General features: G+C 51.6%; 24 protein-coding genes. 15 read left to right on the top strand and 9 right to left on the bottom strand.

Annotation, left to right across the window (positions count from 1 at the left end; genetic code table 11):
• The first annotated feature begins 25 nt into the window (after nt 1–25).
• The 6 genes from trxA to fre all read left to right on the top strand — a co-directional run bounded on the left by trxA (nt 26) and on the right by fre (nt 6105).
• Complete coding sequence (gene trxA / locus MD588_RS11850; RefSeq protein ID WP_265697483.1) at nt 26–352, top strand: thioredoxin TrxA; 327 nt, start codon at nt 26–28, stop codon at nt 350–352.
• Nucleotides 353–550: 198 nt separating this feature from the next.
• Entirely contained in the window at nt 551–1816 is a 1266-nt protein-coding gene (gene rho, locus MD588_RS11855; protein WP_265697485.1) for a transcription termination factor Rho, read from the top strand.
• A gap of 247 nt (nt 1817–2063) precedes the next feature.
• On the top strand, nt 2064–3041 hold the full coding sequence (locus MD588_RS11860; protein WP_265697486.1) for a hypothetical protein: 978 nt from the start codon (nt 2064–2066) through the stop codon (nt 3039–3041).
• A gap of 161 nt (nt 3042–3202) precedes the next feature.
• The gene (gene ubiD, locus MD588_RS11865; protein ID WP_265697488.1) at nt 3203–5083 is read left to right on the top strand and encodes a 4-hydroxy-3-polyprenylbenzoate decarboxylase; all 1881 of its coding nucleotides are present in this window, start codon (nt 3203–3205) and stop codon (nt 5081–5083) included.
• A 20-nt stretch (nt 5084–5103) separates the two neighbouring features.
• The gene (locus MD588_RS11870) at nt 5104–5385 is read left to right on the top strand and encodes a 2Fe-2S iron-sulfur cluster-binding protein (protein WP_265697489.1); all 282 of its coding nucleotides are present in this window, start codon (nt 5104–5106) and stop codon (nt 5383–5385) included.
• Nucleotides 5386–5394: 9 nt separating this feature from the next.
• A complete protein-coding gene (gene fre, locus MD588_RS11875) occupies nt 5395–6105 on the top strand; it encodes an NAD(P)H-flavin reductase (RefSeq protein ID WP_265697490.1) in 711 nt (236 codons plus the stop codon).
• 72 nt (nt 6106–6177) lie between these two features.
• Here the strand turns inward: fre and MD588_RS11880 are convergent, their stop codons facing one another.
• Nucleotides 6178–7050: a carboxylate/amino acid/amine transporter gene (locus MD588_RS11880; protein WP_265697492.1), complete on the bottom strand. Its 873-nt coding sequence runs from the start codon at nt 7048–7050 to the stop codon at nt 6178–6180.
• Between the two features lie 146 nt (nt 7051–7196).
• Nucleotides 7197–7619, bottom strand: coding sequence for a universal stress protein (locus MD588_RS11885; RefSeq protein WP_265697493.1), 423 nt, complete (start codon nt 7617–7619; stop codon nt 7197–7199).
• A 295-nt stretch (nt 7620–7914) separates the two neighbouring features.
• On the opposite strand from MD588_RS11885, the gene ftnA reads away from it, so the two are divergent.
• From ftnA to MD588_RS11910, 5 genes are all read left to right on the top strand, one after another.
• Entirely contained in the window at nt 7915–8442 is a 528-nt protein-coding gene (gene ftnA / locus MD588_RS11890) for a non-heme ferritin (RefSeq protein WP_265697494.1), read from the top strand.
• Nucleotides 8443–8514: 72 nt separating this feature from the next.
• Nucleotides 8515–8853: a universal stress protein UspB gene (gene uspB, locus MD588_RS11895; RefSeq protein WP_265697496.1), complete on the top strand. Its 339-nt coding sequence runs from the start codon at nt 8515–8517 to the stop codon at nt 8851–8853.
• A gap of 118 nt (nt 8854–8971) precedes the next feature.
• Nucleotides 8972–10072 (top strand): mechanosensitive ion channel family protein, encoded by a 1101-nt coding sequence (locus MD588_RS11900; RefSeq protein ID WP_265697497.1) that lies wholly within the window; start codon nt 8972–8974, stop codon nt 10070–10072.
• 308 nt (nt 10073–10380) lie between these two features.
• Nucleotides 10381–11568, top strand: a complete 1188-nt coding sequence (locus MD588_RS11905) for a BaiN/RdsA family NAD(P)/FAD-dependent oxidoreductase (RefSeq protein WP_265697498.1) — start codon at nt 10381–10383, stop codon at nt 11566–11568.
• A 254-nt stretch (nt 11569–11822) separates the two neighbouring features.
• On the top strand, nt 11823–12362 hold the full coding sequence (locus tag MD588_RS11910; protein ID WP_265697499.1) for a DUF3332 domain-containing protein: 540 nt from the start codon (nt 11823–11825) through the stop codon (nt 12360–12362).
• 69 nt (nt 12363–12431) lie between these two features.
• On the opposite strand, the gene MD588_RS11915 is transcribed toward MD588_RS11910, so the two are convergent.
• From MD588_RS11915 to MD588_RS11930, 4 genes are all read right to left on the bottom strand, one after another.
• Entirely contained in the window at nt 12432–13016 is a 585-nt protein-coding gene (locus tag MD588_RS11915) for a TetR/AcrR family transcriptional regulator (protein ID WP_265697500.1), read from the bottom strand.
• Between the two features lie 94 nt (nt 13017–13110).
• A complete protein-coding gene (locus MD588_RS11920) occupies nt 13111–14547 on the bottom strand; it encodes a coniferyl aldehyde dehydrogenase (RefSeq protein WP_407676565.1) in 1437 nt (478 codons plus the stop codon).
• 144 nt (nt 14548–14691) lie between these two features.
• Entirely contained in the window at nt 14692–15270 is a 579-nt protein-coding gene (locus tag MD588_RS11925; protein WP_265697692.1) for a tRNA-uridine aminocarboxypropyltransferase, read from the bottom strand.
• Nucleotides 15271–15355: 85 nt separating this feature from the next.
• Nucleotides 15356–16396 carry a COG3650 family protein gene (locus MD588_RS11930; protein ID WP_265697501.1) on the bottom strand — a complete coding sequence of 347 codons (1041 nt, stop codon included), beginning with the start codon at nt 16394–16396 and terminating at the stop codon, nt 15356–15358.
• A gap of 115 nt (nt 16397–16511) precedes the next feature.
• On the opposite strand from MD588_RS11930, the gene MD588_RS11935 reads away from it, so the two are divergent.
• The gene (locus tag MD588_RS11935; protein ID WP_265697502.1) at nt 16512–16970 is read left to right on the top strand and encodes an EVE domain-containing protein; all 459 of its coding nucleotides are present in this window, start codon (nt 16512–16514) and stop codon (nt 16968–16970) included.
• Between the two features lie 91 nt (nt 16971–17061).
• On the opposite strand, the gene MD588_RS11940 is transcribed toward MD588_RS11935, so the two are convergent.
• Entirely contained in the window at nt 17062–17859 is a 798-nt protein-coding gene (locus tag MD588_RS11940) for a Cof-type HAD-IIB family hydrolase (RefSeq protein WP_265697503.1), read from the bottom strand.
• A 104-nt stretch (nt 17860–17963) separates the two neighbouring features.
• Nucleotides 17964–18965 (bottom strand): alpha/beta fold hydrolase, encoded by a 1002-nt coding sequence (locus MD588_RS11945; protein ID WP_265697505.1) that lies wholly within the window; start codon nt 18963–18965, stop codon nt 17964–17966.
• 292 nt (nt 18966–19257) lie between these two features.
• Between MD588_RS11945 and rhtB the strand changes: the two genes are divergently transcribed.
• Together rhtB and MD588_RS11955 are read left to right on the top strand one after the other, a co-directional pair.
• Entirely contained in the window at nt 19258–19875 is a 618-nt protein-coding gene (gene rhtB, locus MD588_RS11950) for a homoserine/homoserine lactone efflux protein (protein WP_265697506.1), read from the top strand.
• A gap of 84 nt (nt 19876–19959) precedes the next feature.
• Entirely contained in the window at nt 19960–21186 is a 1227-nt protein-coding gene (locus MD588_RS11955) for an EAL and HDOD domain-containing protein (RefSeq protein WP_265697507.1), read from the top strand.
• 224 nt (nt 21187–21410) lie between these two features.
• On the opposite strand, the gene MD588_RS11960 is transcribed toward MD588_RS11955, so the two are convergent.
• Nucleotides 21411–22334, bottom strand: a complete 924-nt coding sequence (locus tag MD588_RS11960) for a LysR family transcriptional regulator (RefSeq protein ID WP_265697508.1) — start codon at nt 22332–22334, stop codon at nt 21411–21413.
• A gap of 164 nt (nt 22335–22498) precedes the next feature.
• Between MD588_RS11960 and MD588_RS11965 the strand changes: the two genes are divergently transcribed.
• Nucleotides 22499–23218, top strand: a complete 720-nt coding sequence (locus MD588_RS11965) for an SDR family oxidoreductase (RefSeq protein WP_265697509.1) — start codon at nt 22499–22501, stop codon at nt 23216–23218.
• Nucleotides 23219–23279: the final 61 nt, after the last annotated feature.

Consider the following 23279-nt stretch of genomic DNA (forward strand, 5'->3'; position numbering starts at 1 on the left):
AGAAAATCAACCATTGGAGTGGAAGATGAGCGACAAGATTGTGCAGCTGACAGACGCTAGTTTTGAGAGCGATGTGATTAATGCTGCGGGCCCTGTACTAGTCGATTTTTGGGCTGAATGGTGTGGTCCTTGTAAAATGATTGCCCCAATTCTTGACGAAATCGCGGATGAGTACGAAGGCAAGCTGACTATCGGTAAACTAAATATCGATCAGAACTCAGCAACGCCGCCGAAGTTCGGTATCCGTGGTATTCCAACACTGCTGCTGTTTAAAGACGGTGGTGTAGCAGCTACAAAAGTAGGTGCGCTATCAAAGAGCCAGCTTAAAGAGTTCCTGGACGCGAACCTATAAGCGATCTCTTACCCGAACCGTGCGCAATTTCTCAGTTGTGCATGGTTTGACTTCCGACTATGCTAGACGGATGGCATCTTTAGTGCTAACTTATTGCACGTTAATTGTTCATTTGTTCATTCCTTGACCAGCCCCATTGGTCAACTCTATCTCAACTAACATAGAACCCCGATTTTGACTGACAAGAAACCCACCACTATGAATCTTACAGAACTGAAAAACCAACCTATTCCGAAGTTGGTTGCGCTTGGCGAAAGCTTAGGATTAGAAAACCTAGCGCGTTTGAGAAAACAAGACATCATCTTCTCTATTCTCAAACAGCATGCAAAAAGTGGTGAGGACATTTTTGGCGATGGTGTTCTAGAGATTCTTCAAGATGGCTTCGGCTTCCTTCGCTCTGCAGACAGCTCTTACCTTGCCGGCCCTGACGACATCTACGTTTCTCCTAGCCAAATCCGCCGTTTCAATCTTCGTACTGGTGATACCATTGCCGGGAAGATCCGTCCTCCGAAAGATGGCGAGCGCTATTTTGCTCTATTGAAAGTAAATGAAGTTAACCACGACAAGCCTGACAACGCCCGTAACAAAATCCTGTTTGAAAACCTGACGCCACTGCACGCGAACGATCGCATGCGTATGGAGCGTGGTAACGGCTCGACAGAAGATATTACGGCCCGTGTTCTGGATCTGGCATCGCCGATTGGTAAAGGCCAGCGTGGCCTGATCGTGGCACCGCCGAAAGCGGGTAAAACCATGTTGCTGCAGAACATTGCCCAGAGCATTGCCTACAACCACCCTGAATGTGAGTTGATGGTATTGCTGATCGACGAACGTCCGGAAGAAGTTACCGAGATGCAGCGTCTGGTTAAAGGTGAAGTCGTAGCATCGACGTTCGATGAGCCAGCATCACGCCACGTACAGGTAGCTGAGATGGTTATCGAGAAGGCAAAACGCCTGGTTGAACACAAGAAAGACGTGGTGATCCTGCTGGATTCTATTACCCGTCTGGCACGTGCCTACAACACCGTAGTACCTTCATCGGGCAAGGTACTGACTGGTGGTGTGGATGCCAACGCCCTGCACCGTCCTAAGCGCTTCTTCGGTGCGGCTCGTAATGTCGAGGAAGGCGGCAGCCTGACTATCATTGCTACGGCACTGGTAGATACCGGCTCGAAGATGGATGAAGTGATCTACGAAGAGTTCAAGGGTACAGGTAACATGGAACTGCACCTATCTCGTAAGATTGCCGAGAAACGTGTTTTCCCTGCGATTGACTTCAACCGTTCTGGTACCCGCCGTGAAGAGCTATTGGCGAAAGCAGATGAGCTACAGAAGATGTGGATCCTGCGTAAGATTGTTCACCCGATGAGTGAAACTGATAGCATGGAATTCCTGATCGATAAGCTGTCGATGACTAAGACCAATGATGAGTTCTTTGACGCAATGCGCCGTCAGAAGTCATAATTTAGCTGTCTGACTCACAGTTTTCTGAAACGCCACCTAGTGTGGCGTTTTTTATTGGGCAGAGATCCTGCATAATCCTATCAAACAGTATTCGATTACATGCCTGACTAGATGCAGATCACTATACTAGGCTACTGTAATTGCTGTACTGACAACTGAGCATGAACCAGGATGGTGAGTGGGTTGCAGTACAGGGGATAAAATAAGCTCTTCACCGTAAGGAGGTGACATGCGACAAGGATGGTGCATGCTGTTAATACTTCTGGTCAGCAGCCTGAAGCCTGCTATGGCCGTTGAAGTTTCCGATCTCGAGGTCAAGCAGATCGCTGCGTCCACCCAGGTACAAAACCGGGTTAGGGCGTTGACCACCCTCTATGACAAGAGCGACTTTCGCGCACTGGAATTTAATCTCTCTCAGTTGTCACTGCTGCAGCAGGAAGCGGTGCGGTTACAGCTGGTGCAGCATGCTGTTGATAGCGGCGAGCTGGATCAGGCCAAGGCCGATTGGCTACAGGCACAGGCCGAGCGCAAACCTTCTTTTACTGTTGTCGAACAGGGGGACGGCTATCAGGTCACTAAAGCTGCCTTCCATTATGGTGCGCAGGCTCGCGGGCTGGTGATAGAGTGGCAGCACATTTTGCTGGCACAGGAGATGGTTGCTCAGGCTGAATCGGGCTCATTGGTATTATCTACCTGGCTGACCGGTGATTTGCGTACCCAGACAACCCGCCGGGACATTTTTCTCCAGCAACTGCCAGCGCTTTCGGATCAGGCGGTAGAGCAACTGATTACCCAGTTTACCTCGGATAGCAAGCTGATGTGGTTGCCGGACAACGGCATTATCGCCCATCTGGCCGCCGCTTCGGGGGACGCGCAGATGTATCATTTGCTGTGGCGCCGTCGTACCGATCAATATAGCCTGGCGGAGCTAAACCGGTTGGCAGCCCAGGCACCGGCCCCGGATGCCGTCGAGCAATTAATGGCCGCGACCATTAACCCTTCGTTGAAACCCCAGGCCTACAAGGCACTGATCACCCTTAAACCACTTCCTGTCAATGCCCGAGCCTTCTTGGCCGAGAAGCTTGATGAGGTCGAGGATGGCCAGCTGGTGGCATCTGAATTGGCACAGCAGGGCTATATAGACTGGCTTGAGCAGCTGGCATCGGCCAGCCGAAGCCAAGTATTGCAAAACAACTTCAAGGCGGCTCAGGCCCAATTACCTTAGGGGCATCTGTTACATTACCCCCTAGTGGCTCTGTCTCGTTGATTTTCCAGTGTGCTTAAGTTAACAACTCGTTATAATGTTGCCAATTTAATTGCAAATCCCGGCTCGATGCATTATCTGGCCGGGATTTGGCACTTTATAGTGGGTAACAGGTAGAGCCTATGAAATTCAAGGATCTGCGAGACTTTATTGACTATCTGGAACTAGAAGGTCAGTTAAAGCGAATCAAGCAGCCAATCGATCCGAACCAGGAAATCACAGAAATTTGTGACCGTACGCTGCGCGCCGGTGGTCCGGCCCTGCTGTTTGAAAATCCGGTGGGTTATGGCATGCCGGTACTGGCTAACCTGTTTGGTACCCCCGAGCGAGTAGCGATGGGAATGGGACGGCAGGACGTCAAAGAGCTGCGAGAAGTCGGTAAATTACTGGCCTATCTGAAAGAGCCTGAGCCGCCGCGTGGTTTTCGTGACGCTGTCGACAAGCTGCCGGTATTCAAGCAGGTGCTAAATATGCCAACCAAGCGCTTGCGCAAGGCACCGTGCCAGCAGGTCGTCTGGGAAGGCGACGAGGTCGATCTGGATAAAATACCGGTGATGAGCTGCTGGCCGGGCGATGTGGCGCCGCTGCTGACCTGGGGGCTAACCATCACCAAAGGGCCGAATAAGAAGCGTCAGAACCTGGGGATTTACCGCCAGCAAAAGATTGGCAAAAACAAGATCATTATGCGTTGGCTGGCCCACCGCGGCGGTGCGTTGGACTTGCGTGACTGGATGGAAACTCACCCCGGCGAACCGTTCCCGGTTACCGTCGCGTTTGGTGCCGATCCGGCGACTATCCTAGGCGCTGTTACGCCTGTACCGGATACTCTGTCCGAGTATGCGTTTGCCGGTTTACTGCGTGGTAGCAAAACCGAAGTGGTGAAGAGCCTCAGCAACGATTTGGATGTGCCGGCCAGTGCGGAAATTGTGATGGAGGGTTATATCGACCCTAACGAGTTTGCCGATGAGGGGCCATATGGCGACCATACCGGCTACTACAACGAGGTCGAACGCCACCACGTGTTTACCATAACCCATGTCACTATGCGCAAGGATCCTATCTATCACAGTACTTATACCGGTCGTCCGCCCGATGAGCCTGCGGTGTTAGGGGTCGCCCTCAATGAAGTGTTCGTTCCGATCCTGCAAAAGCAGTTCCCGGAGATTGTCGACTTCTACTTGCCGCCAGAAGGGTGTTCGTACCGTATGGCGGTGGTGACGATGAAGAAGCAGTATCCGGGCCATGCCAAGCGGGTGATGATGGGGGTGTGGTCGTTCCTGCGCCAGTTCATGTATACCAAGTTTGTGATTGTGTGTGACGATGATGTCAACGCGCGTGACTGGAGCAGTGTTATTGAGGCAATGACAACCAGAATGGATCCGGTGCGTGACACGTTACTGATCGATCACACTCCAATTGATTCACTCGATTTTGCGTCGCCTGTTGTGGGCCTTGGCTCAAAAATGGGGCTGGATGTTACCGTGAAGTGGGACGCTGAAACGGTGAATACCGCGAGTGAACAGAGTCAGGCCAAATCACCGTTCGATATTGAAGAGGGTGTCTGCAGCTTACTCAAGCAATTTCCGGAAATTGTCGACTTTTATTTACCGCCGGAAGCGGACGCAAATAAAATGGCCATCGTGAGTATCAAAAAAGGTGCCGCAGGCCATGCTCGTCGAGTGATGGATGGCGTCTGGTCGTTCATGGAGCAGTTTACGGATGCCAAATTTGTGATTGTCTGTGATGATGATGTCAATGTACGCGATTGGAACGATGTCATTTGGGCGATCACCACGCGTATGGATCCAAGCCGCGATACCTTGTTGCTCGGAAATACCCAGGGTGATCCATCTACAGGGGCCCCTGGCTCGAAAATGGGGCTGGATGCGACCAACAAGTGGCAGGGGGAGACGGATCGCGAGTGGGGCACCCCGATAGCTAAAGATCCGGAAATCGTTGCCAAGGTGGATACTATCTGGGACGAGCTGGGTATTTTAAATTAACTGTTTTAGATTAAGTTACTATGCCGGAAACTGAAACTAAGCACCGGATACACCTGTTGCCTCATGATGTTGTTTTTACTGCTGGAGAGCAGGAAACCGTCCTTGAGGCAGCGCTCAATGCAGGTGTTGCTTTTCCCAACCGCTGTCAGGTTGGGGCATGTGCGATGTGTATGTGCCAAAAAGTTTCCGGCGAGATAAGCTACCAACTTGAGCCTATGCTTACTGAGAAAGAGCAGGCGCAAGGCTGGATGTTTACCTGTCAGGCCGTCGCTCACAGCGATCTGGTTTTACAGTTAGATTAGAGGAAGACAATGTCCATTAAATGTGAAGTAAAGTCAGTAGAACCGTTAGCCTGTAATACATTCCGCATTTTGTTAAAACCAGAGCAAAGTGTGGACTTTAAAGCAGGCCAGTACCTATTGGCCGTTATGGGTGAGAAAGACAAGCGTCCGTTTTCGATTGCCAGCAGCCCTTGCCGTGAAGGCGAGCTGGAGCTGCATATCGGTGCGGCCGAGCATAACCCGTATGCCATCGAGGTGGTCGATACCATGAAGGCGGCACTGGCTGATGGCCAACAGGTTGAGATCGAAGCACCGCATGGCGAAGCCTGGGTACGAGAAACCAGCGACAAGCCGCTGTTGATGATTGCCGGTGGTACGGGTTTCTCTTATGTACGCAGTATCTTGGACAACTGTCTGAGCCGTGGTGTGAGCCAGCCGATTTTCGTCTACTGGGGTGGTCGTGATGCATGCCAGCTGTATGCCCATGACGAGCTGCAGGCACTGGCTGAGCAGCATGCGAACCTGACTTATGTGCCAGTGGTCGAAACTGCGCCGGAAGGCTGGCAGGGTAAAACTGGCAATGTACTTGAGGCGGTGAGCGACGATTTTGTCAGCCTGTCTTCGTACGATATTTACCTGTGCGGCCGCTTTGAAATGGCCGGCGCTGCCCGTGAGATGTTCACCGCCGAGAAAGGTGCCGAGCGCGAACGGATGTTTGCCGACGCGTTTGCGTTTATCTGATGTAAAAAAGGCGAGATCACCGATCTCGCCTTTTCTTTATCGTAACTCGAGCCTAGATGCCCGCTTCAGGAGTTAGGCTCTAGCGAGCTCCACCTTCCGCTTCACCCAAGTCTCGTTGATCCACAATGATGCCATGATGATAACCCCGCCGATGATCAGGCGCGGGTAGTCGACGTCACGGTTCCAAATCACGATATTGACGATAAGGCCTGCTGGCACCAGGGCATTGTTCATGATTGCCAGCGCACCGGCATTGACCAGCGTGGCGCCTTTGTTCCAGATGAAATAGCCGAGGCCGGAGGCAATTGTGCCGAGGTAGAGCAGAATGCCCCATTGGGTGTTGGATGTTGGTAGCCTGTCGATATTGCCGAACAGCAGGAACATCGGTAGGGCTACGCAAATAGCACCGAGGTAAAACAGTCCGAATACTGTGTGCTGCGGTAGTTCGGCCTTCTCCTGCTCCATGATCCGCTTATAGCCGACTTGGCCGATGGCAAAGCACAGGTTGGCTCCCTGGACAATCAAAAAGCCGATAATGAAGTTTTCGTTGATCCCTTCAAACTTGATGACCGCGGCGCCCAATACCGCAATCGCCGCGGTGATCAGGTACCAGGCAGAGAACTGCCGGTGCAGCAGATCGTAGATCAGGGTGACATAGATCGGAGTGAAAATGGTAAACAGCAACACTTCCGGCACGCTCAGGTAAAGAAACGACTGGTAGTAGAAGCAATACATCAAGCCGAGCTGGAAGGCACCGACCACCATCAGTTTGACGGCCAGTTTCGGGTGCAGGTGTTGCTTGCGCAGAAACGGCAGAAATACCAGTGCCGCAAGGGCAACCCGGGTCAAGACCGAGAACCAGGCATCGACCTGACCCGCCAGGTAAACCCCGATCAGGCTGAAGGAGAAGGCCCACAATAGGGTAATAGCAGATAAATATCCCATATGAATGAATAATTAGGTTCCATTGACAATATGGGGGTAGTGTAACCGATAGCGCAGGGATGAAATATGGTCAATTTGTGTGGGTATAGCCAAAGCGCGATCACCTTGGGTGACCGCAAATCATACAGCCGGGAGCCAATGGGTAGTTACTTTAATGGCACCATCAGCAGGTCAACCGGGGTATGGTTGATAAGCTGCTTGGCCGAAGAGAGAATTTTGCTCCAGAAATCCTGGTGATGGCCGCAGACCACCAATTCGACGTCGATGTCATTGATGGCATGGCAGATTTCGTCACTGAGATCGCCACTGCCCACCAGGGTATGCGATACCGGGTAGTTGGCCTTGGCGGCGAGAGACTGCAACTGTTTCTGGGCATCGTCCGCCATCCGGTGCTGTGCCTCGGACAGGTTAATATCAATCAGCCCGGTATAGAGTTCAGCGTAGTTAACATCAATATGGATCAGGGATAGCTTGGCCTCGAGCGACTTGGCCAGTTGGGCAGCCTTGCTGACCAAAACATAGCTGTCGTCAGAGAGATCAATCGCAACCAGAATGTGTTTGTAAGCCATACCTTGCACTCCTTTCCGTGGCATTTATTTTCATGCTAGCACTGAGCATAACGGAATAATATCGCCTAGATCGCATCCTGCCTCGGTGAGGCTAGCCAGGGCGGTGAAGAAGTTGAATTATTTGAATCAGAAGACTTTTTAGCAGAAGTTGCAGTTTCTACTGGGGTAATGGAGAATCTATACCCAGTGTCCCTTTGAATTGCATTATTTCGTTTGCATTGTGACAATGGGGCTGCCAGTGATTTCATACCAATCAGTGAGATTGGTATAAACTAGAATAGATAGGAGTAGTGCGATGTTAGCTCAGGCTATGGTTGAAAAACTTAACGAGCAAATCAATTTGGAGTTCTTTTCTTCAAACCTTTACCTGCAGATGAGCGCGTGGTGTGAAGACAAGGGCTTTGAAGGTGCAGCGGAATTTTTGCGTGCCCATGCCGTTGAGGAAATGGAGCATATGCAGCGTCTATTCACTTATGTAAGTGAAACTGGTGCGATGCCAATCTTAGGGGCAATTGAAGCGCCGAAGCATGAGTTTGCATCCCTGGGTGATGTATTCCGCGAAACCTACGAGCACGAGCAGTTGATTACTGACAAAATTAATAAACTGGCTCACGTTGCGTTCACCACTCAGGACTACTCAACGTTTAACTTCTTGCAGTGGTATGTTGCAGAGCAACACGAAGAAGAAAAACTATTTAAAGGTATTCTGGATAAGATTGAGCTAGTAGGTGAAGATGGTAAAGCGCTGTTCTTCATCGATAAAGATCTTGCCGCGATGGCAAAAGCTGAGTCTACATCTGTAATGGATTCAGTGGCTGGCTAATGTGAATGAGGGCGTGCAGGTCGCGCCCCAAAACCACCGCCAGCATCTGAGTTAAGTTGTTCGGGGGTTGTTATGATCAGTGGTGATGCACTTTTAGTCGCTCTCTTTTTGGTCGCTGTCGTTAATATTTCTCGCTATGTCAGTACGCTACGTACGTTGCTTGCGGTAATGCGCGAATGTGATCCACTTCTCTACCAACAGGTTGATGGCCGGGGCTTTTTCTCGTCCCAAGGCAATGTAACCAAGCAAATTCGCCTGTTTCATTATATCCGCAGCCAGCAATACCAGAACCATCATGATCCGGTATTCATGGAAAAGTGCGCCAAAGTCCGCAAGCTGTTTGTGTTGGCCAGTACCTACCTGATGGTATTTTTCATCGCTATTTTTGTCGTGGCATATTTGGGTATCTAGCAAGTAGGCCCCAAGCTGCCTATTATTGTATTGCTGGTAATTATTAGTTGCTAATTCAAGGCGTTATGATTATTTTATCGCCCCACTCTGAATTGGATAATGATTATTACGGTTTTCTATGAACAGATTAATGCAATGGTGGGAAGCCTTGGAACAAGGTGTCAGCCAGGACTGGATGTCTAATGTCGGTCTGCTGCTTTTATTGAGTGCCTTCTTGTGGGGCGGTTGGTTGCTGATCACTCGCCACCTTTCTGTTGCCGCGGGGAAAACTCGCCTGGTATGGGATGATGCGCTGGTTGGTGCGGTTCGTCGCCCGGTGAGCTGGCTGATCTGGCTATGGCCGGCTGCGTTGTCTGCCGGGGTCATTATCGAGAATACGACGGCCTATTCCGCCGCTTTTCTGGCTGTCGTTCGTCATTTGATGCTGGTGTGGACCTTCATTTGGGTACTGCTGCGCCTGATCACCAACGCCGAAAATGCCATTGCCGCAACGGCGAAAGATGTAACGACCATCAATGCCATTTCCAAAATTCTCCGCTTGTTTGTGCTCGTTCTTGGTGGGTTGGTGATGATGCAGAACCTTGGCCTGAGCTTGTCGGGGATTCTGACCTTTGGCGGGGTCGGTGGCCTGATTGTCGGTATGGCAGCCAAAGATCTGCTGGCCAACTTTTTCGGTGCGATCATGATCTACTTTGACCGGCCGTTTAAGCTGGGCGACTGGATCCGCAGTCCGGATCGCCAGATTGAAGGTACGGTCGAGCGAATCGGGTTCCGGATGACGGTGATCCGTACCTTTGATAAGCGTCCGCTGTATGTTCCCAACTCGGTATTTAGCTCGATTGTGGTCGAGAACCCGTCGCGGATGCTCAATCGCCGGATCAAACAAAAAATTGGTCTGCGCTATTGTGATGCGGCGGTGGTTGGTGACGTGGTCCGGGATATCAAGACGATGTTGCTACAGCACCCTGATATTGATACCAATCAGACCCTGATTGTGAGCTTTGATAATTATGGTCCGTCATCGCTTGATATTCTTATTTATACCTTCACCAAAACAACCCACTGGGTTGCCTATAAAGATATCCAGCAAGATGTGATGCTGAAAATTGTTGAGATTGTGCGTCGCCATGGGGCGGGTTTTGCCTTTCCGACGACCACGGTCCATCTGCCTGAGCATGCTCTCGTGACGGAGGGTGAGCCCGCTTCGGAAGTACTATAGCGGATTCAAATTGGTATTCATCATCGGGGGTAGGTAGAATACCTTCAGTTTATAGGGATGCAGACCTGCGGGCTCTGGCATCCCTTTTTCATGGCTGTGCAAAATAGCATGGTGAAATGATACCAATCAGCATCAGTATTTGCTCAGTATTGCTGGTTAAAATCGCCTACTACTGCGTCATAATTTTGGTAATTAGAACTACTAGTTACTGCAAATTCACCCTTGGATTAGGCGATTTTTTCTGCGCAATTATCTGAACATTTACTTATCCCGATTGGTATAACAGTGAAGCGAAAAACGGTACTGAAATGGCAGACAAGTTTGATGTGGTGATTATTGGTGCAGGTGCTGCAGGGCTCATGTGTGCGGCAGAAGCCGGCAAGCGAGGTCGTTCGGTGCTGGTGGTTGACCATGGCAAGAAGCCGGGGCGGAAAATCCTGATCTCTGGCGGTGGCCGCTGTAACTTTACCAACTATGATGTCGCGGCCAACAACTATGTCTGCCGCAACCCGCACTTTGTTAAATCCGCGCTGTCGCAGTATACCCAGTGGGATTTCATCGCCATGGTTGCCAAGCATGAGATTGCGTATGAAGAGCGCGACCATGGCCAGCTATTTTGCGAAGACTCGGCCAAGGATATCGTCAATATGCTGCTGGCAGAATGTGATTTGCCGACGGTTGAGCAGCGCTATCGTTGCGATGTGCACGATATTGTCAAGACCGATACGGGGTTTAGCCTCAAGCTCAATACCCACACCGTGGAGTGCGAGTCGCTGGTTATTGCTACCGGTGGCCTGTCGATGCCGAAGCTGGGAGCAACGCCGTTTGGTTACCAGATCGCCGAGCAGTTTGGCTTGAAGATGGTGCCGACCACTGCCGGTCTGGTACCGTTTACCCTGCATAAGGAAGAAAAAGAAGCGTATGCGGAGTTGTCTGGTATCGCGATCCCGGCGGTTATTGAGGCGGAAGACGGTACCACGTTCAAAGAGAGCCTGCTGTTTACTCACCGCGGCCTGTCTGGGCCGGTGGTATTGCAGATTTCTTCCTACTGGACACCGGGCCAGAAGGTAACTATTGATCTGTTGCCTGAGCTGGAGTTGGCCGACACATTAACGGCAATGCGTGAGAAGCACCCGAACCAGAGCCTGAAGAACTCGCTGTCGCGCCTGTTGCCGAAGCGGCTGATTGAAGTTTTGATCGAGCGCGGTGATATCCAGGATAAGCCCCTGAAGCAGTTTAACCCGAAAGAGATTGCAGCACTGGCTGCATACTTCCACCAGTGGCAGATCGCCCCTAATGGTACCGAGGGCTACCGTACCGCCGAGGTGACACTGGGCGGGGTCGACACCGACGGCCTGTCATCCAAGACCATGGAAGCCAAGCAGGTGCCGGGACTGTATTTTGTCGGCGAGGTGATGGATGTCAGCGGCTGGCTGGGAGGCTACAATTTCCAGTGGGCCTGGAGCTCGGGCTTTGTTGCCGGGCAGCACGCCTGATCAAAACACCAAGAAGAAAAAGCGGCGTTTGTGCCGCTTTTTTATTTTTTCCTATCGGTGGGCGCTATCGTTCCTCCGCCTTTGCTCAAGGCGAGGACTGGGTTCTTTACCCTTTGTTCACGTCTCTCGAACAGCACAGAAATATCCGTCAAAAAACAGTAAAATTCGGCGATAAATCGCTAGCCAGGCAGCTGGAAATCTCTATAATCCGCGGGCTTTTTAATCTATTGATGAAATCTCGGAGTTAGCCGGAAATGAAAAAAACAGCACTAAAAGTGGTTGCGATGACCGTCCTTGCGACATCACTGACGGGGTGTATCGGCCAGATGGGGACATCCCAGCTAGTGACGAAAGCCAACCTGAGCGCTGTCGATAACCGCTACGGTCGTGCTGGCCTGTTCGTTCTGCTGAGCCCGGTATACGGTATTGCAGCGACTGCCGATCTGTTCATCTTCAATACCATTGAGTTCTGGACCGGCAAAAATCCGATCACCGGTAAATCACCGGCAGTGGCAGATATGCCAGTGGATGCCATCTTCAAGGTAAATGGTAGCCTGGACAAGTCGATGACAACGGCGCCGTTGGCGAGTGTTCAAAATAGCAACATCGAAGCCGCGAGCTTCCGCCAGTTAGACGAACACACGCTGGAAATGAATGTTGCCTACAGCAATGGCGAGAGTGCCGTATTGCGTGGCGAGAAGGCCGGCGAAGACGTGAATTTCTACCTGGACGGTGAGTTCGTTACGGCGGTTAGCGTAGACGAGCTAAACCAGTACGCCCGTAACCAGGCGTAATGACCTGGCTGATATGACAGGCATGAAAAAACGGGAGCATGGCTCCCGTTTTTTATGTCTGGAGAATATTCAGCTTTTGCGATGGCAAGTCGGAGTCAAGCCTTGCCATAGAATCTGGAAAGCCCCGTCTTGATAGGCCGCCTGGCTGGCCAAATCCGGTTGCTCGACAAAGAGGTTGGCGGTGGCGATGAAATGGCTGTGGCAGAAATTGAGTACCAGCTCCAGCGGCAAGGCTGCCAGCTGTTGTTGTGCCTGAGCCTGTTTGATCTGCTCGACCAAGAAGGCCATCGATGTCGCCATCAGTTCCTGCTGCTGGCTGATCCCAAACTGCGGGTCATGGGCGACTTGCTGCATGAAGCGCAGCTTGTCCGGGTGACTTTGTGCCCAGTGCAGAGCCTGCTGCCAGTATTGGCGGATCTGGGTCTGAATGTCCTCGGCCTGAGGACTATGTTGCATCGTTTTTCCCAGTTCGGTTTTGATTTCAGTATACAGGGTGATAATAAGGAGCTGCTTGCTGGCAAAGTGGTGAAACAGGGTGCCTGTAGCGACATTGGCCTGCTTGGCGATACTGGCGGTCGAGGTAGCCTGAATCCCCTGTTTGACGAATAACTGGAGAGCGGTGTCGAGAATTTGCTGTTTCTTGTTGCTGGCCATACTCGGTACTTATTGCTGGCGACGATGGAATATGAAGCCCCGGCAAGCGAGAATTGCCGCTGCCGGGAGTGCGTCTAGTGACTGTTTCAGGCGCCTAGCGCAGGAAGAAAGCCAATACCAGTTTCTGCAGCCAGCCGCCATAAGGTGGGGCAACCAGCTTGGCGGAGCTGAACTTGCCGCGGCTGAGTACGGTTTTGGCTTTGGACAGTGTCAGGAAGCCTTCTTTACCATGGTAATGTCCCATGCCTGACGGGCCGATGCCGCCGAATGGCGCATCGTCGGCACCGACGTGGAAGACGGCTTCATTGATACACATCCCGCCGGCATGGGTGGTGGTTTTAACCTGCTGTTGCAGCTCGGGGTCAAAACTCATCAGGTATAGGGCCAGCGGACGTGGGCGCTGGCGGATAAAGTCCAGAGCCTGATCAATGTGCTGATAAGGGATCACCGACAGTAGCGGGCCGAAAATTTCTTCCTGCATCAGGATCATCTCTTCGCTGGTGTCGAGAACAAGGTGGGTGATCATCCGGTGCTGCTGATCATTGCTGGACTGCTCATGGCACGGGATCACCTTGGCACCTTTTTGCCTGGCATCTTTCAGCCATTCCTGCAGGCGTGAATACTGGCGGGGGTTAACCACCGAGGAAAAGTCCTGGCTGTCGATCCCCTGCGGATACATTTTGCGAAATTGCTTTTGATACTCCGCGACGAAGTCCTCCACCTTGTCATCCGGGACCAGCACGTAGTCCGGGGCAACACAGATCTGGCCGGCATTCAAACTCTTGCCGTGAATCATCCGCTCGACGGCAAGCGCCATTGGCATGTCCGGGGCGATCAGTGCTGGTGATTTGCCCCCCAGCTCGAGGGTGACCGGAGTCAGGTTGTCGGCGGCTGCGCGCATCACATGGCGGCCGACGGCAGTCGAGCCGGTAAACAGCAGATGGTCGAACGGCAGGGCGGTAAACGCCGCGGCGGTATCGGCCTCGCCCTCAAAGGTCGCAACCTCATCATGGCTGAAGGTTTCGGCGAGGAGCTCGTGAAGAACCTTGTTGGTATACGGCGTGAATTCACTGAGCTTGATCATCGCACGGTTGCCGGCGGCCAGGGCGGTGATCAGCGGCCCGATACTCAGCATTACCGGAAAGTTCCATGGTACCACGATGCCCACCACCCCCAGCGGCTGGTACACCACTTCGACCTTGGCCGGAGCCAGCATCATACCGGCATGGCGGCGGGATGGCTTCATCCACTTTTTCAGGTGCTTGACGGTGTAGTTGATATTCATGATACACGGCAGGATATCGGCCAGTAGGGTGTCTTGTGGGCTGCGGCGGCCATAGTCCTGATTCAGGGCATCGCATAGTGGCTGTTTGTGTTTCAGCAGGGCTTTTTTCAGTGCTTTGAGCTTGTCGAGCCGCTGCTGGAGAGAGGGCATTGGTTCGGCCATATATCGGGTTCGCTGTTCTAGCAGGGTTTTTTCCATTACGGCGGTATCGATACTGCTGGTGGTAATGTTTTCTGCTACTGTCATTGCCCCTCTCCTTTGCTGCCCGCATTCTAAAAAAGTAAAACCGACTAGTCAGTCGGTTTTAGTATAGCGGATAAAACTGAATCAGGGATGATGGAGTAGATTATGAATAATAATAATCAATATTAAGATTCTTAGAGATACACCTTAGAGTTTGGAATGACCGCTTTTGTCGGCATGGAAGGTGTCGATAAAGCACTGAAAATAATGCTGTAGCTGATCTGCCTGCTGGTTCTCGCCCAGTAACTGCAGCAAGGCGATGCCGGCCTCGCAGGTACACAGGTTGCCGGCCTGCTGGTTGCGGCGAAGCTGATAGGCTGATGTCGAGTCCGGCGTCAGGCTAAGTCGTGGCAGCGATGCCAGCCAGTCACTTTTCCTGACCATCTTCCTTGCTTCCTGCCAGGTTGCATCGAGCAGGACAAACAACGGCTGTTTACTGTCAGCGGCTTGGTAGGCAGCAGCCGGGTGCTGTTCATCACTGGGAAATAGCAGCCAGGGCTGATAATGCGGATTGCGGAGCTGATCCAGTAGCTCTGTGGGCGGGTTGACCCTGTCCCAGGTATAGCGCTGGCAATTCGGCAGGGTGCGCAGCATCAGCTCGCCGGTGTTGGTGTCCTTGTTGAGCTCCTTCGGGTGGGTCAGCAGCACAAAACGGGCATCGCAGCTGAGCCTGGGTTCGGCATCACAGATGCAGTTGTGGTGGAAGCCGCAGCGTAGGCAGGACATAGCAAAAATACTCATGGTAGACCAAAACTGGGGAGGAGTGTGACACACCCCCGCCAGTTTGGGCAATTCGGCTTCGGCCGGGCGATCACTGCTTGTACAGGCTCAGCCCTTCACCGCCAAGGCTGTAGGCCTGACCATTGACGACTTCTTCACTGACAGTGATTTGTTTGCCCTTGCGGACAAATAACCGCTCGCTGATCAGGCGTCGTCCCTGATGCTTGGTCATGATGACCTGAACGTGGTTTTCACCGGCCTGCTGCCAGAAGCCGGTTTCGTTCAGGCTTGGATCGCCTGACGGGTAGTCGTAGCGGGTGGTGGCGGAGTGATCCGGATGCAAGGTGACGGTGGTGGTCAGTACCGGGTTGTCATTGATATAGGATATCCCCTGATAGCTGCCGGCCCAGCCGAGGGTGATATCGCTTGCTCCCAGGGTGGCACAGCCTTGGTATTGGTTTCCTTGCCATGTCAGACGTGCCTGCCAGCCGAATAGCGAGTCACTCATGGTGTCGTTGCATTGTCCCTTGGTCAGATCGAGTGAGAACTGCTTGCCCTGGTAGGACTGCTTGCCGGAGACGATACTTTTTCCGGTGATTGCCTGTTGTTGGCGTTGCTGGCCGGGGCGCAGCAGGCTGGCCGTTTCGCCGTTGATTTCAACTACCCAGCCGGGCTCATGGCCGAAAGCCCGGGTATTATGGGGGAGCTGGTGGCAGCCGCGAGTCATCTCAGATGAGATCAGGTTGATTTGTTTGACGTTAAAACGCCCGTCGTAGTCTGCTGCAAACCCTTCGGATGGGGCGGGCTCGAGGTAACCGATAAACTCGCCGTACATAGGCTGGTACCCCGGCCGGGTAATTTGTGCCAGTGCCTGGCGATCTGCAAGAGGGGTGTTGAGCCAGTATTGCTGCGAGCTGCCGCAGGGCTGAATACTGTTCGATTCATGGCCAAGCACCACGGTTCCCCGCATCATAAAGGCCTGAACTTTGCCGTTGTCGGCAGTGGTTATCGGCTCGCTGGCGGCCGGGGCGGCTTCAACCGGCCCGGAGGTCGACGAGGGAGCTGAAGTCGTGCAGCCCGCTATCAGTGCCAGTAGAGCGGCTGCAGGAAGAGCCTGTCGCAAATGTGTCATTCGATTCCCTCGGTGTGGTAGTCTGAAAACAGTAAAGTCATTAATACCTAACTGAATGAGCCGCTAATACTCGCAAGAGTTATAGCTTAGTTCGGTAACAATAACGAGAACGATTATGGCCTATTGGTTATTTAAAACAGAGCCAGATGCTTTTTCGATAGACACCCTGAAGCAGCAAAAAGTTTCCTGCTGGGAAGGAGTACGCAACTATCAGGCCCGTAATATGATGCGGGACGAGGTTAAGATCGGCGATCAGGTGTTTATCTACCATTCATCTTGCAAGGATGTCGGCGTCGTCGGGATTGCCTCGGTGGTGAAGGAAGCCTATCCGGACCACTTTCAGTTCGACCCCGAAGGGCCGTACTTTGACTCTAAATCTAATCCGGATAATCCCCGCTGGATCATGGTCGATATTGAGTATCAGCGCCACTTACGATTGGTATCACTCAAGCGGATCAAGGCCAATCCGGCCCTGGCCGAGATGCCGTTGGTTAAACGCGGCAATCGGCTGAGTATCATGCCGGTGACCGAGTCGCAGTGGGAAGAAATCTTACAGATGACGGGGCAGTTCTGATGCTGTAATAAAAAAGGCTGCCGGGCAGCCTTTTTCCTCTATTGGGGCGTATTAGCGCGGCCTGTCGATGTACCGTCTTTTATACCAAGAACTACAGCAGGATCTCTGCCAGGTAGTGAGCAACGGCCTCATCATCGCAAGCGCCAATCACGCCGTTCTCCGGCAGGGCCTGTTTCACTTTATCGTGTGCCGTTCCCATCACCAGCCCTTTGCCGGCCATACTGAGCATTTCGACATCGTTCATGCCGTCACCGAAGGCAATGCAGTCCTGCAGTCCGTAGCCTTTTTCTTTTGCGACGGCTTCGAGGGCATGACCTTTGGAGACATTGGCATCCATGACTTCCAGGCACCATGGGGTTGAAAAGGCAATATTCGCTTGCTGGCCAAAGTGTTCGTTGAGGCGATCTTCCCATTCGACCAGCTTGTCGTGATCTCGGTCATCGCGGATGAAAAAGATCTTGGCGACGCCTTCCAGCGGCGGGTTGTCGACATCGAACAGCTGGTAGCTAAAATCTTCGTGGAAGTCGCTGAGGCTAGGATCTTCGGTATTTAACAGCCAGTCATCATTGCGGTAGATATGGATTTTCAGTTCGGGATCCTGTTTTGCCATGGCAACAATGCCGCTGATCACATCGGGTTGGACATCCTGCTGGAAAATGACTTCTCCTTTGCAGTTGTGAACTCGAGCACCGTTGGAGGTGATCATGTAGGCCGGGATCCCCAGGTGCTCGCGCATACTGGCGACATCGATGTGGTGACGGCCGGTGGCAAAAATAAAATCTTTTCCCTGTTGGTGAAGCTGATTGAGCACATCCTTGGTAAAAGGTGCGATTTTGTGGTCGGGGGTTAACAGGGTACCGTCCAGATCTGAAGCAACAATTTTGTACATGGAAAATCTCGGCTAGCTATAGGAACAGGGGGACCCTTAACCCTGAAGGCTAAGGGGAACACGATGAATTTTAAACCAGATTAAGGTAGAGAAAAGAGGTTAATCTAACGTTCTGCCTTTTCCGCTTTCCTGAAGTGATTGATGGTGGCCGCCAGGGCTGGGTGGCGATATTGATCGGCTTCAAATAGCAATTCGTGGCGTGCCCCATCGATCACGGTCAGCTGGCAGGAGCGGTCTGCCTGTTGCATGGCCTGACAGAAAAGATTGTGTGCTCGATTATCGACGATAAAGTCGTCGCTCCCCTGCAGCAGGAGGATTGGCGTAGTGATGTCGGGGGCTTGAGCGATACAGCGTTTGGCGGCTGCAATACCCTGCCAGACCCAGCGCGCACTTGGTCCGCCTATTTTCAGTTCCGGCTTATGTTCATAGAGGTCACGGAACCACTTGTAGCGGGCTTGGCTTTGACATAACGGGTTGTTGGGAAACGGTTTCGGATAGTAAGGAACCTGCCCCGGAGCGTAGTCTGGCTGGCGTTGCACTTGCTCGACGACGCGGGCAAGGGGAGAGGCAATGGGTTTCATCCAATTGTTAATATTGATGCCGTGCATCGGAGCACTGAGAACCGCACTGTCAATCAGGGTGGGGTGCTCGGCCATAAACAGGCTGCCGATAGTACCTCCCATCGAGTGGGCCAGCATGAAGTGCTGCAGGTAGCCTTTCGGGGCTATTATGGTATCAAAGAAGGTCTTCAGATCACTGACATAATGATCAAATTCTTCGATATGGCCCAGCTCGGTATCTTCAGCCATTCGGTCTGACACCCCTTGGCCGCGGTGATCCAGCGCAAAGACATCGTAACCCTGCTGAACCAGATCATAAAACAGCTCCTGATACTTCCAGTAACTCTCAATGCGTCCGTTTACCACGATAATGGCTTTGTCGTGGTTGAATCCGGTTAGGCTGACCCAGCCGATGTTGAGCTGATCAACGCCCAGAAACATCCCCTCCTGCCGGTGTTGCCATAACTCAGCAACGGGACCGGCCATGGTATCGCTGAACTGAGATTCCAGGGAGAAGTGAAAGAAGTGTGGCGGTTGAACAGTCATGGCATTTCTCAGCGTAATGAATTTATTATTCGACGGTTACTACGGTTACTACGGTTACTACGGTTACTACGGTTACTACGGTTACTACGGTTAGTCGCAATAATTAATGGCAAAATCTATGATGAGTATAACGTAAAGTGGTCGCCTTCTATAACTGAGGGTGAGTTGCTTTAGCGGTTGAACTACTGTTAACTAAGATCATGTTTTATGCGCGATGATCAGTTTAATCTTCATCTGATGAAATTTTTTAGATAGATCGCAGTGAGTTTGCAGCAAGATATGGGGAGTTGTAGTGAATATTGAAGTATGGCTGGCATATCTGGCGACGGCGGTTGTCTTTAGTCTGGCGCCGGGCTCCGGGACGGTCAACTCGATCAGTAATGGTATGGTCTATGGCTGGCGTAAGTCATTAGCCTCCATTCTTGGCCTTCAGGCTGGCTTGGCGTTCCATATTGTGCTGGTCGGGGTGGGGCTAGGGACGATAGTGGCCCAGTCGGCAACGGCGTTCACCCTGATCAAATGGGTCGGTGTCATATACCTGCTGTGGCTGGGGGTGCAGAAGTGGCGGGAGAGAGCCTCTCTGGATGTTACGGCAACGGCAGACAATGTTTCAGCTTGGCACCTGTTTCGACAGGCCGTGCTGGTCAATCTGACAAACCCCAAAACCATCGTTTTTCTGGTTGCCCTGTTTCCTCAGTTTCTTAACCCGGCCGAGCCGCAATTATTGCAACTGACCGTGCTGGGGATCACCACGATAGTGATTGATACCGTGGTTATGATGTTTTATGTCAGCCTGGCATCAAGATTGACTGGGTATATTCGCTCTGCAAGGGTCATGGGGGGATTAAACCGCCTGTTTGGCTCGATGTTTATTGGCTGCGGAGCACTGCTCGCGACTGCCCGGGCTTGATAATAGCCATAAATCCCTGAACGACTATTGTCAGGATAGTGTTTTTATCAACATTTCAACTAATTAAGGATCTTTGCTCGCATCATGTACTCTTATGTCGCGCGCCAGCCTATTTTTAATCGCCAGCAACGTACGGTAGGGTACGAGTTGCTGTTTCGTGACGGAGAGAGTAATGCGTTTCCGGCTATCGAGGCGAATACTGCGACATGTCGGCTATTGGTTGAAAACTATATGGCGGTCGGCGATAACTTAGCCACGGCCGGCCAACGGACTTTTATCAATTTTCCCCAAGAGAGCCTGATCCGACTGCTACCGATGTTGTTACCCAAAAGAAAGGTGATCATCGAGGTTCTCGAAACCTGCACTCCCGATGAAGAGCTGTTTCTGGCGATCAAACATTTGTATCGTCAGGGATATGTGATCGCACTGGATGATTTCGAGATGGAGCCGCAATGGCAGCGTTTCCTTCCTTATGTGCATATTATCAAGCTTGATTTGATGAAAGTCGGTATCAAGCAAGCATGCGATTTTGTCGCCCAGAATCGTACGCGAAAAATGAAGTTTCTCGCGGAAAAGGTGGAAACTCACCAAGACTTTGCTGCCGCTTATGAGGCCGGATTCCAATTTTTCCAAGGTTACTATTTTAGCAAGCCGGAACTGCTGAAAAACCGCCAGGTTGAACCGGAGAAGCTGACCACGCTGCGTTTGCTGCAGGAAATCTGCCGTGATGAGGTTGACTTTAGCCGGGTGGAGCAGATCATCGCCAGTGATGTGTCACTGTCCTATCTGTTGCTGCGCTATGTCAACACCGCAACCCACCGCACGATTGAGCCGATCAGCTCGTTTAAGCAAGCCCTGGTTTACCTCGGTGAGGAAAAAATCAAAATGTTCGTCAGTGCTATCGCGACCGCGCATGCAGCACTTGATAAGCCGAGGGAGCTGTATACTCTGTCCCTGCAACGGGCCAGAATGTGTGAGATGCTGGCCGCCAGCAGCCGCATACCGAGGATGAAGGATAAGGCCTTCCTGACCGGGATGTTTTCCCTGCTCGATGCCCTGCTGGATAATTCACTGGAGCAGTTGATGACCCTGCTGCCTTTGGAGCCGGAGGTACAAGAAGCTTTGCTCAATCATCACGGTGAACTGGGGCAGATGCTGGCCTTGCTGGAGGCTTATGATCAGGCCGACTGGCCACAAGTGAGTCTGTATTGTCAGGCGCTGGGGATCAAGGAAGAGATGGTGGCCAAGAGTTATCAGCATGCGTTGAAATGGTCCTTGCAATATCTCAGTAACTCATCCAATCCGGGCTAGGTTCGGTCGCCCTTTTCTTCGTCTCTGCAGCTGTGGCGTTGAAAAATAGCTTCTGGCAATGAATCTTTTTGAAAGATACCTTTTTCATTGCTCAGGATGGATTAACACCGGATTAAGCCCTTCCAGTTGCCGGAAAGCCTGTAACTGCAATATTGGATTCTTGAGCAAGGTGATATGCATCCGCGTCAGCCTGAACGTGAATAACGATTAGGAAGTGACACAGATTAGGGTGAAAGCTTCAGTGATTTTTTTTCAATCTGCTCGAAATAGTCTTTCATGAAGTTAATGAATGCGCGAAGTCGCTGTGGCTGATAGCGGTCGCGATGATAAATGGCTGAAAATTCAACGTTGGGAATCGTCCATTCATTGAATACATGTTGCAACTCACCACGCTGTACTTCTTGCTGGCAATAAATCAGCGGTACACGAATGATGCCGTTACCTGTCAGGGCCGCTTTGAGCAAAACTCGGCCATTTTTAGATTCCATCTGACCATTAACTTGCACACTATAGCTTTGGCTAGGTGTGTTTTTTTGTTGAAAGTGCCATTTTTTAATCGAACCGGTAATGCATCGATGATTGATTAAATCTTTTGGATGCTCAGGCAGCCCGTGGCATTTTAAATAGGCAGGGCTGGCTAATGTGGCCATTTCAAGGCTAAGTAGTCGCTTTGCCACATAGCCGGCATCATCGAGTTTGCCCATGCGAAATGCGATATCAAACTCGTCACTAATTAAATCAATGTGGTGGCTGCTAAATTCAAGGTTTACCTCAATACCTGGGTGATGAGTCATAAACTCGCACACCATTGGTGATACCACCTCTTCCCCCAAATAACCGCCGACACAGTTGATACGAATTTTACCCCGCACTTCCTCAGTATCATCCACAGCCGCAAGTAGTGCTTGGTCAATCTGGCCTAATGCCGCTTCACATTGCTGGTAAAACTGCTTTCCCGCTTCGGTCAGCCGTAACGTGCGGGTGGTACGAATGAGCAGCGTTACGCCCATTTGCTTTTCAAGCGCGCTAATTTGGCGAGAAACATGTGAGCGAGAAACTGATAACACCTCAGCCGCTTTGGTGAAGTTGCCTTGCTGGGCAATCAATACAAATGAGCGGATATCATCAAGGTTAACTTTGTTGAGCATGGACGACGACACTATATCGATAGAATAACCATTGTTGCAATATGACAACAGTGTTTGAACTTGGGCAGTATATATCAACAATCCTGATTCTCGTAACATAAAACCATCGCAATGAGCCAAGTCATTCACGCTCGTTGGTTTATATAAATATCGGAGAGTTCGGCATGAAAAAGTTAATCGTGATCACAGGTGCAAGTTCGGGCATTGGCGAAGCAACGGCACGTAAATTATCCGCTGACGGTCACCCGTTGTTATTGTTGGCGCGTCGTGTTGAACGTCTTGAAGCTCTACAGCTACCAAATACCCTATGTCGTCAGGTTGATGTGACTGATGCCGAGGCGTTTGCGGCGGCGGTTCAAGAGGCCGAAGTCCAGTTTGGCCCGGTGGACTGCCTGATCAACAATGCCGGTGTCATGCTGCTGGGGCTGGCACATGAACAGGATCCGGCCGAGTGGAAAACGATGTTTGATGTTAACGTGATGGGGCTGCTTAACGGTATTCATGTGGTGCTTGCGGCGATGAAGGCTCGTCAGCATGGTACTGTCATTAATATTAGTTCGGTTGCCGGGCGTAAGACATTCCCGAATCATGCGGCTTATTGCGGAACAAAATTTGCCGTTCATGCGATCACCGAGAACATCCGTGAAGAAGTTGCCGATGATAATGTGCGCTTTATTACCATCGCGCCGGGTGCCGTTGAAACTGACCTGTTGAGCCATACTACCAGCGACGAGATCAAAGCGGGTTACCAGGACTGGAAAGAAGGTATGGGCGGGGTGATTGCGCCGGAAGATATTGCCAATGCGATTAGCTTTGCTTATCAGCAGCCACAAAACCTGTGTATTCGGGAGATTGTGCTAGCGGCGACACGTCAGCAGCCATAATGTCATTATTCTGTTAGTTATTGCCTAAAGCCAGAGTAAGTTCAGGTACTTACTCTGGCTG

Origin of the sequence: Photobacterium obscurum (assembly GCF_026191635.1) — a bacterium.
Lineage (GTDB): Bacteria > Pseudomonadota > Gammaproteobacteria > Enterobacterales > Vibrionaceae > Photobacterium > Photobacterium obscurum.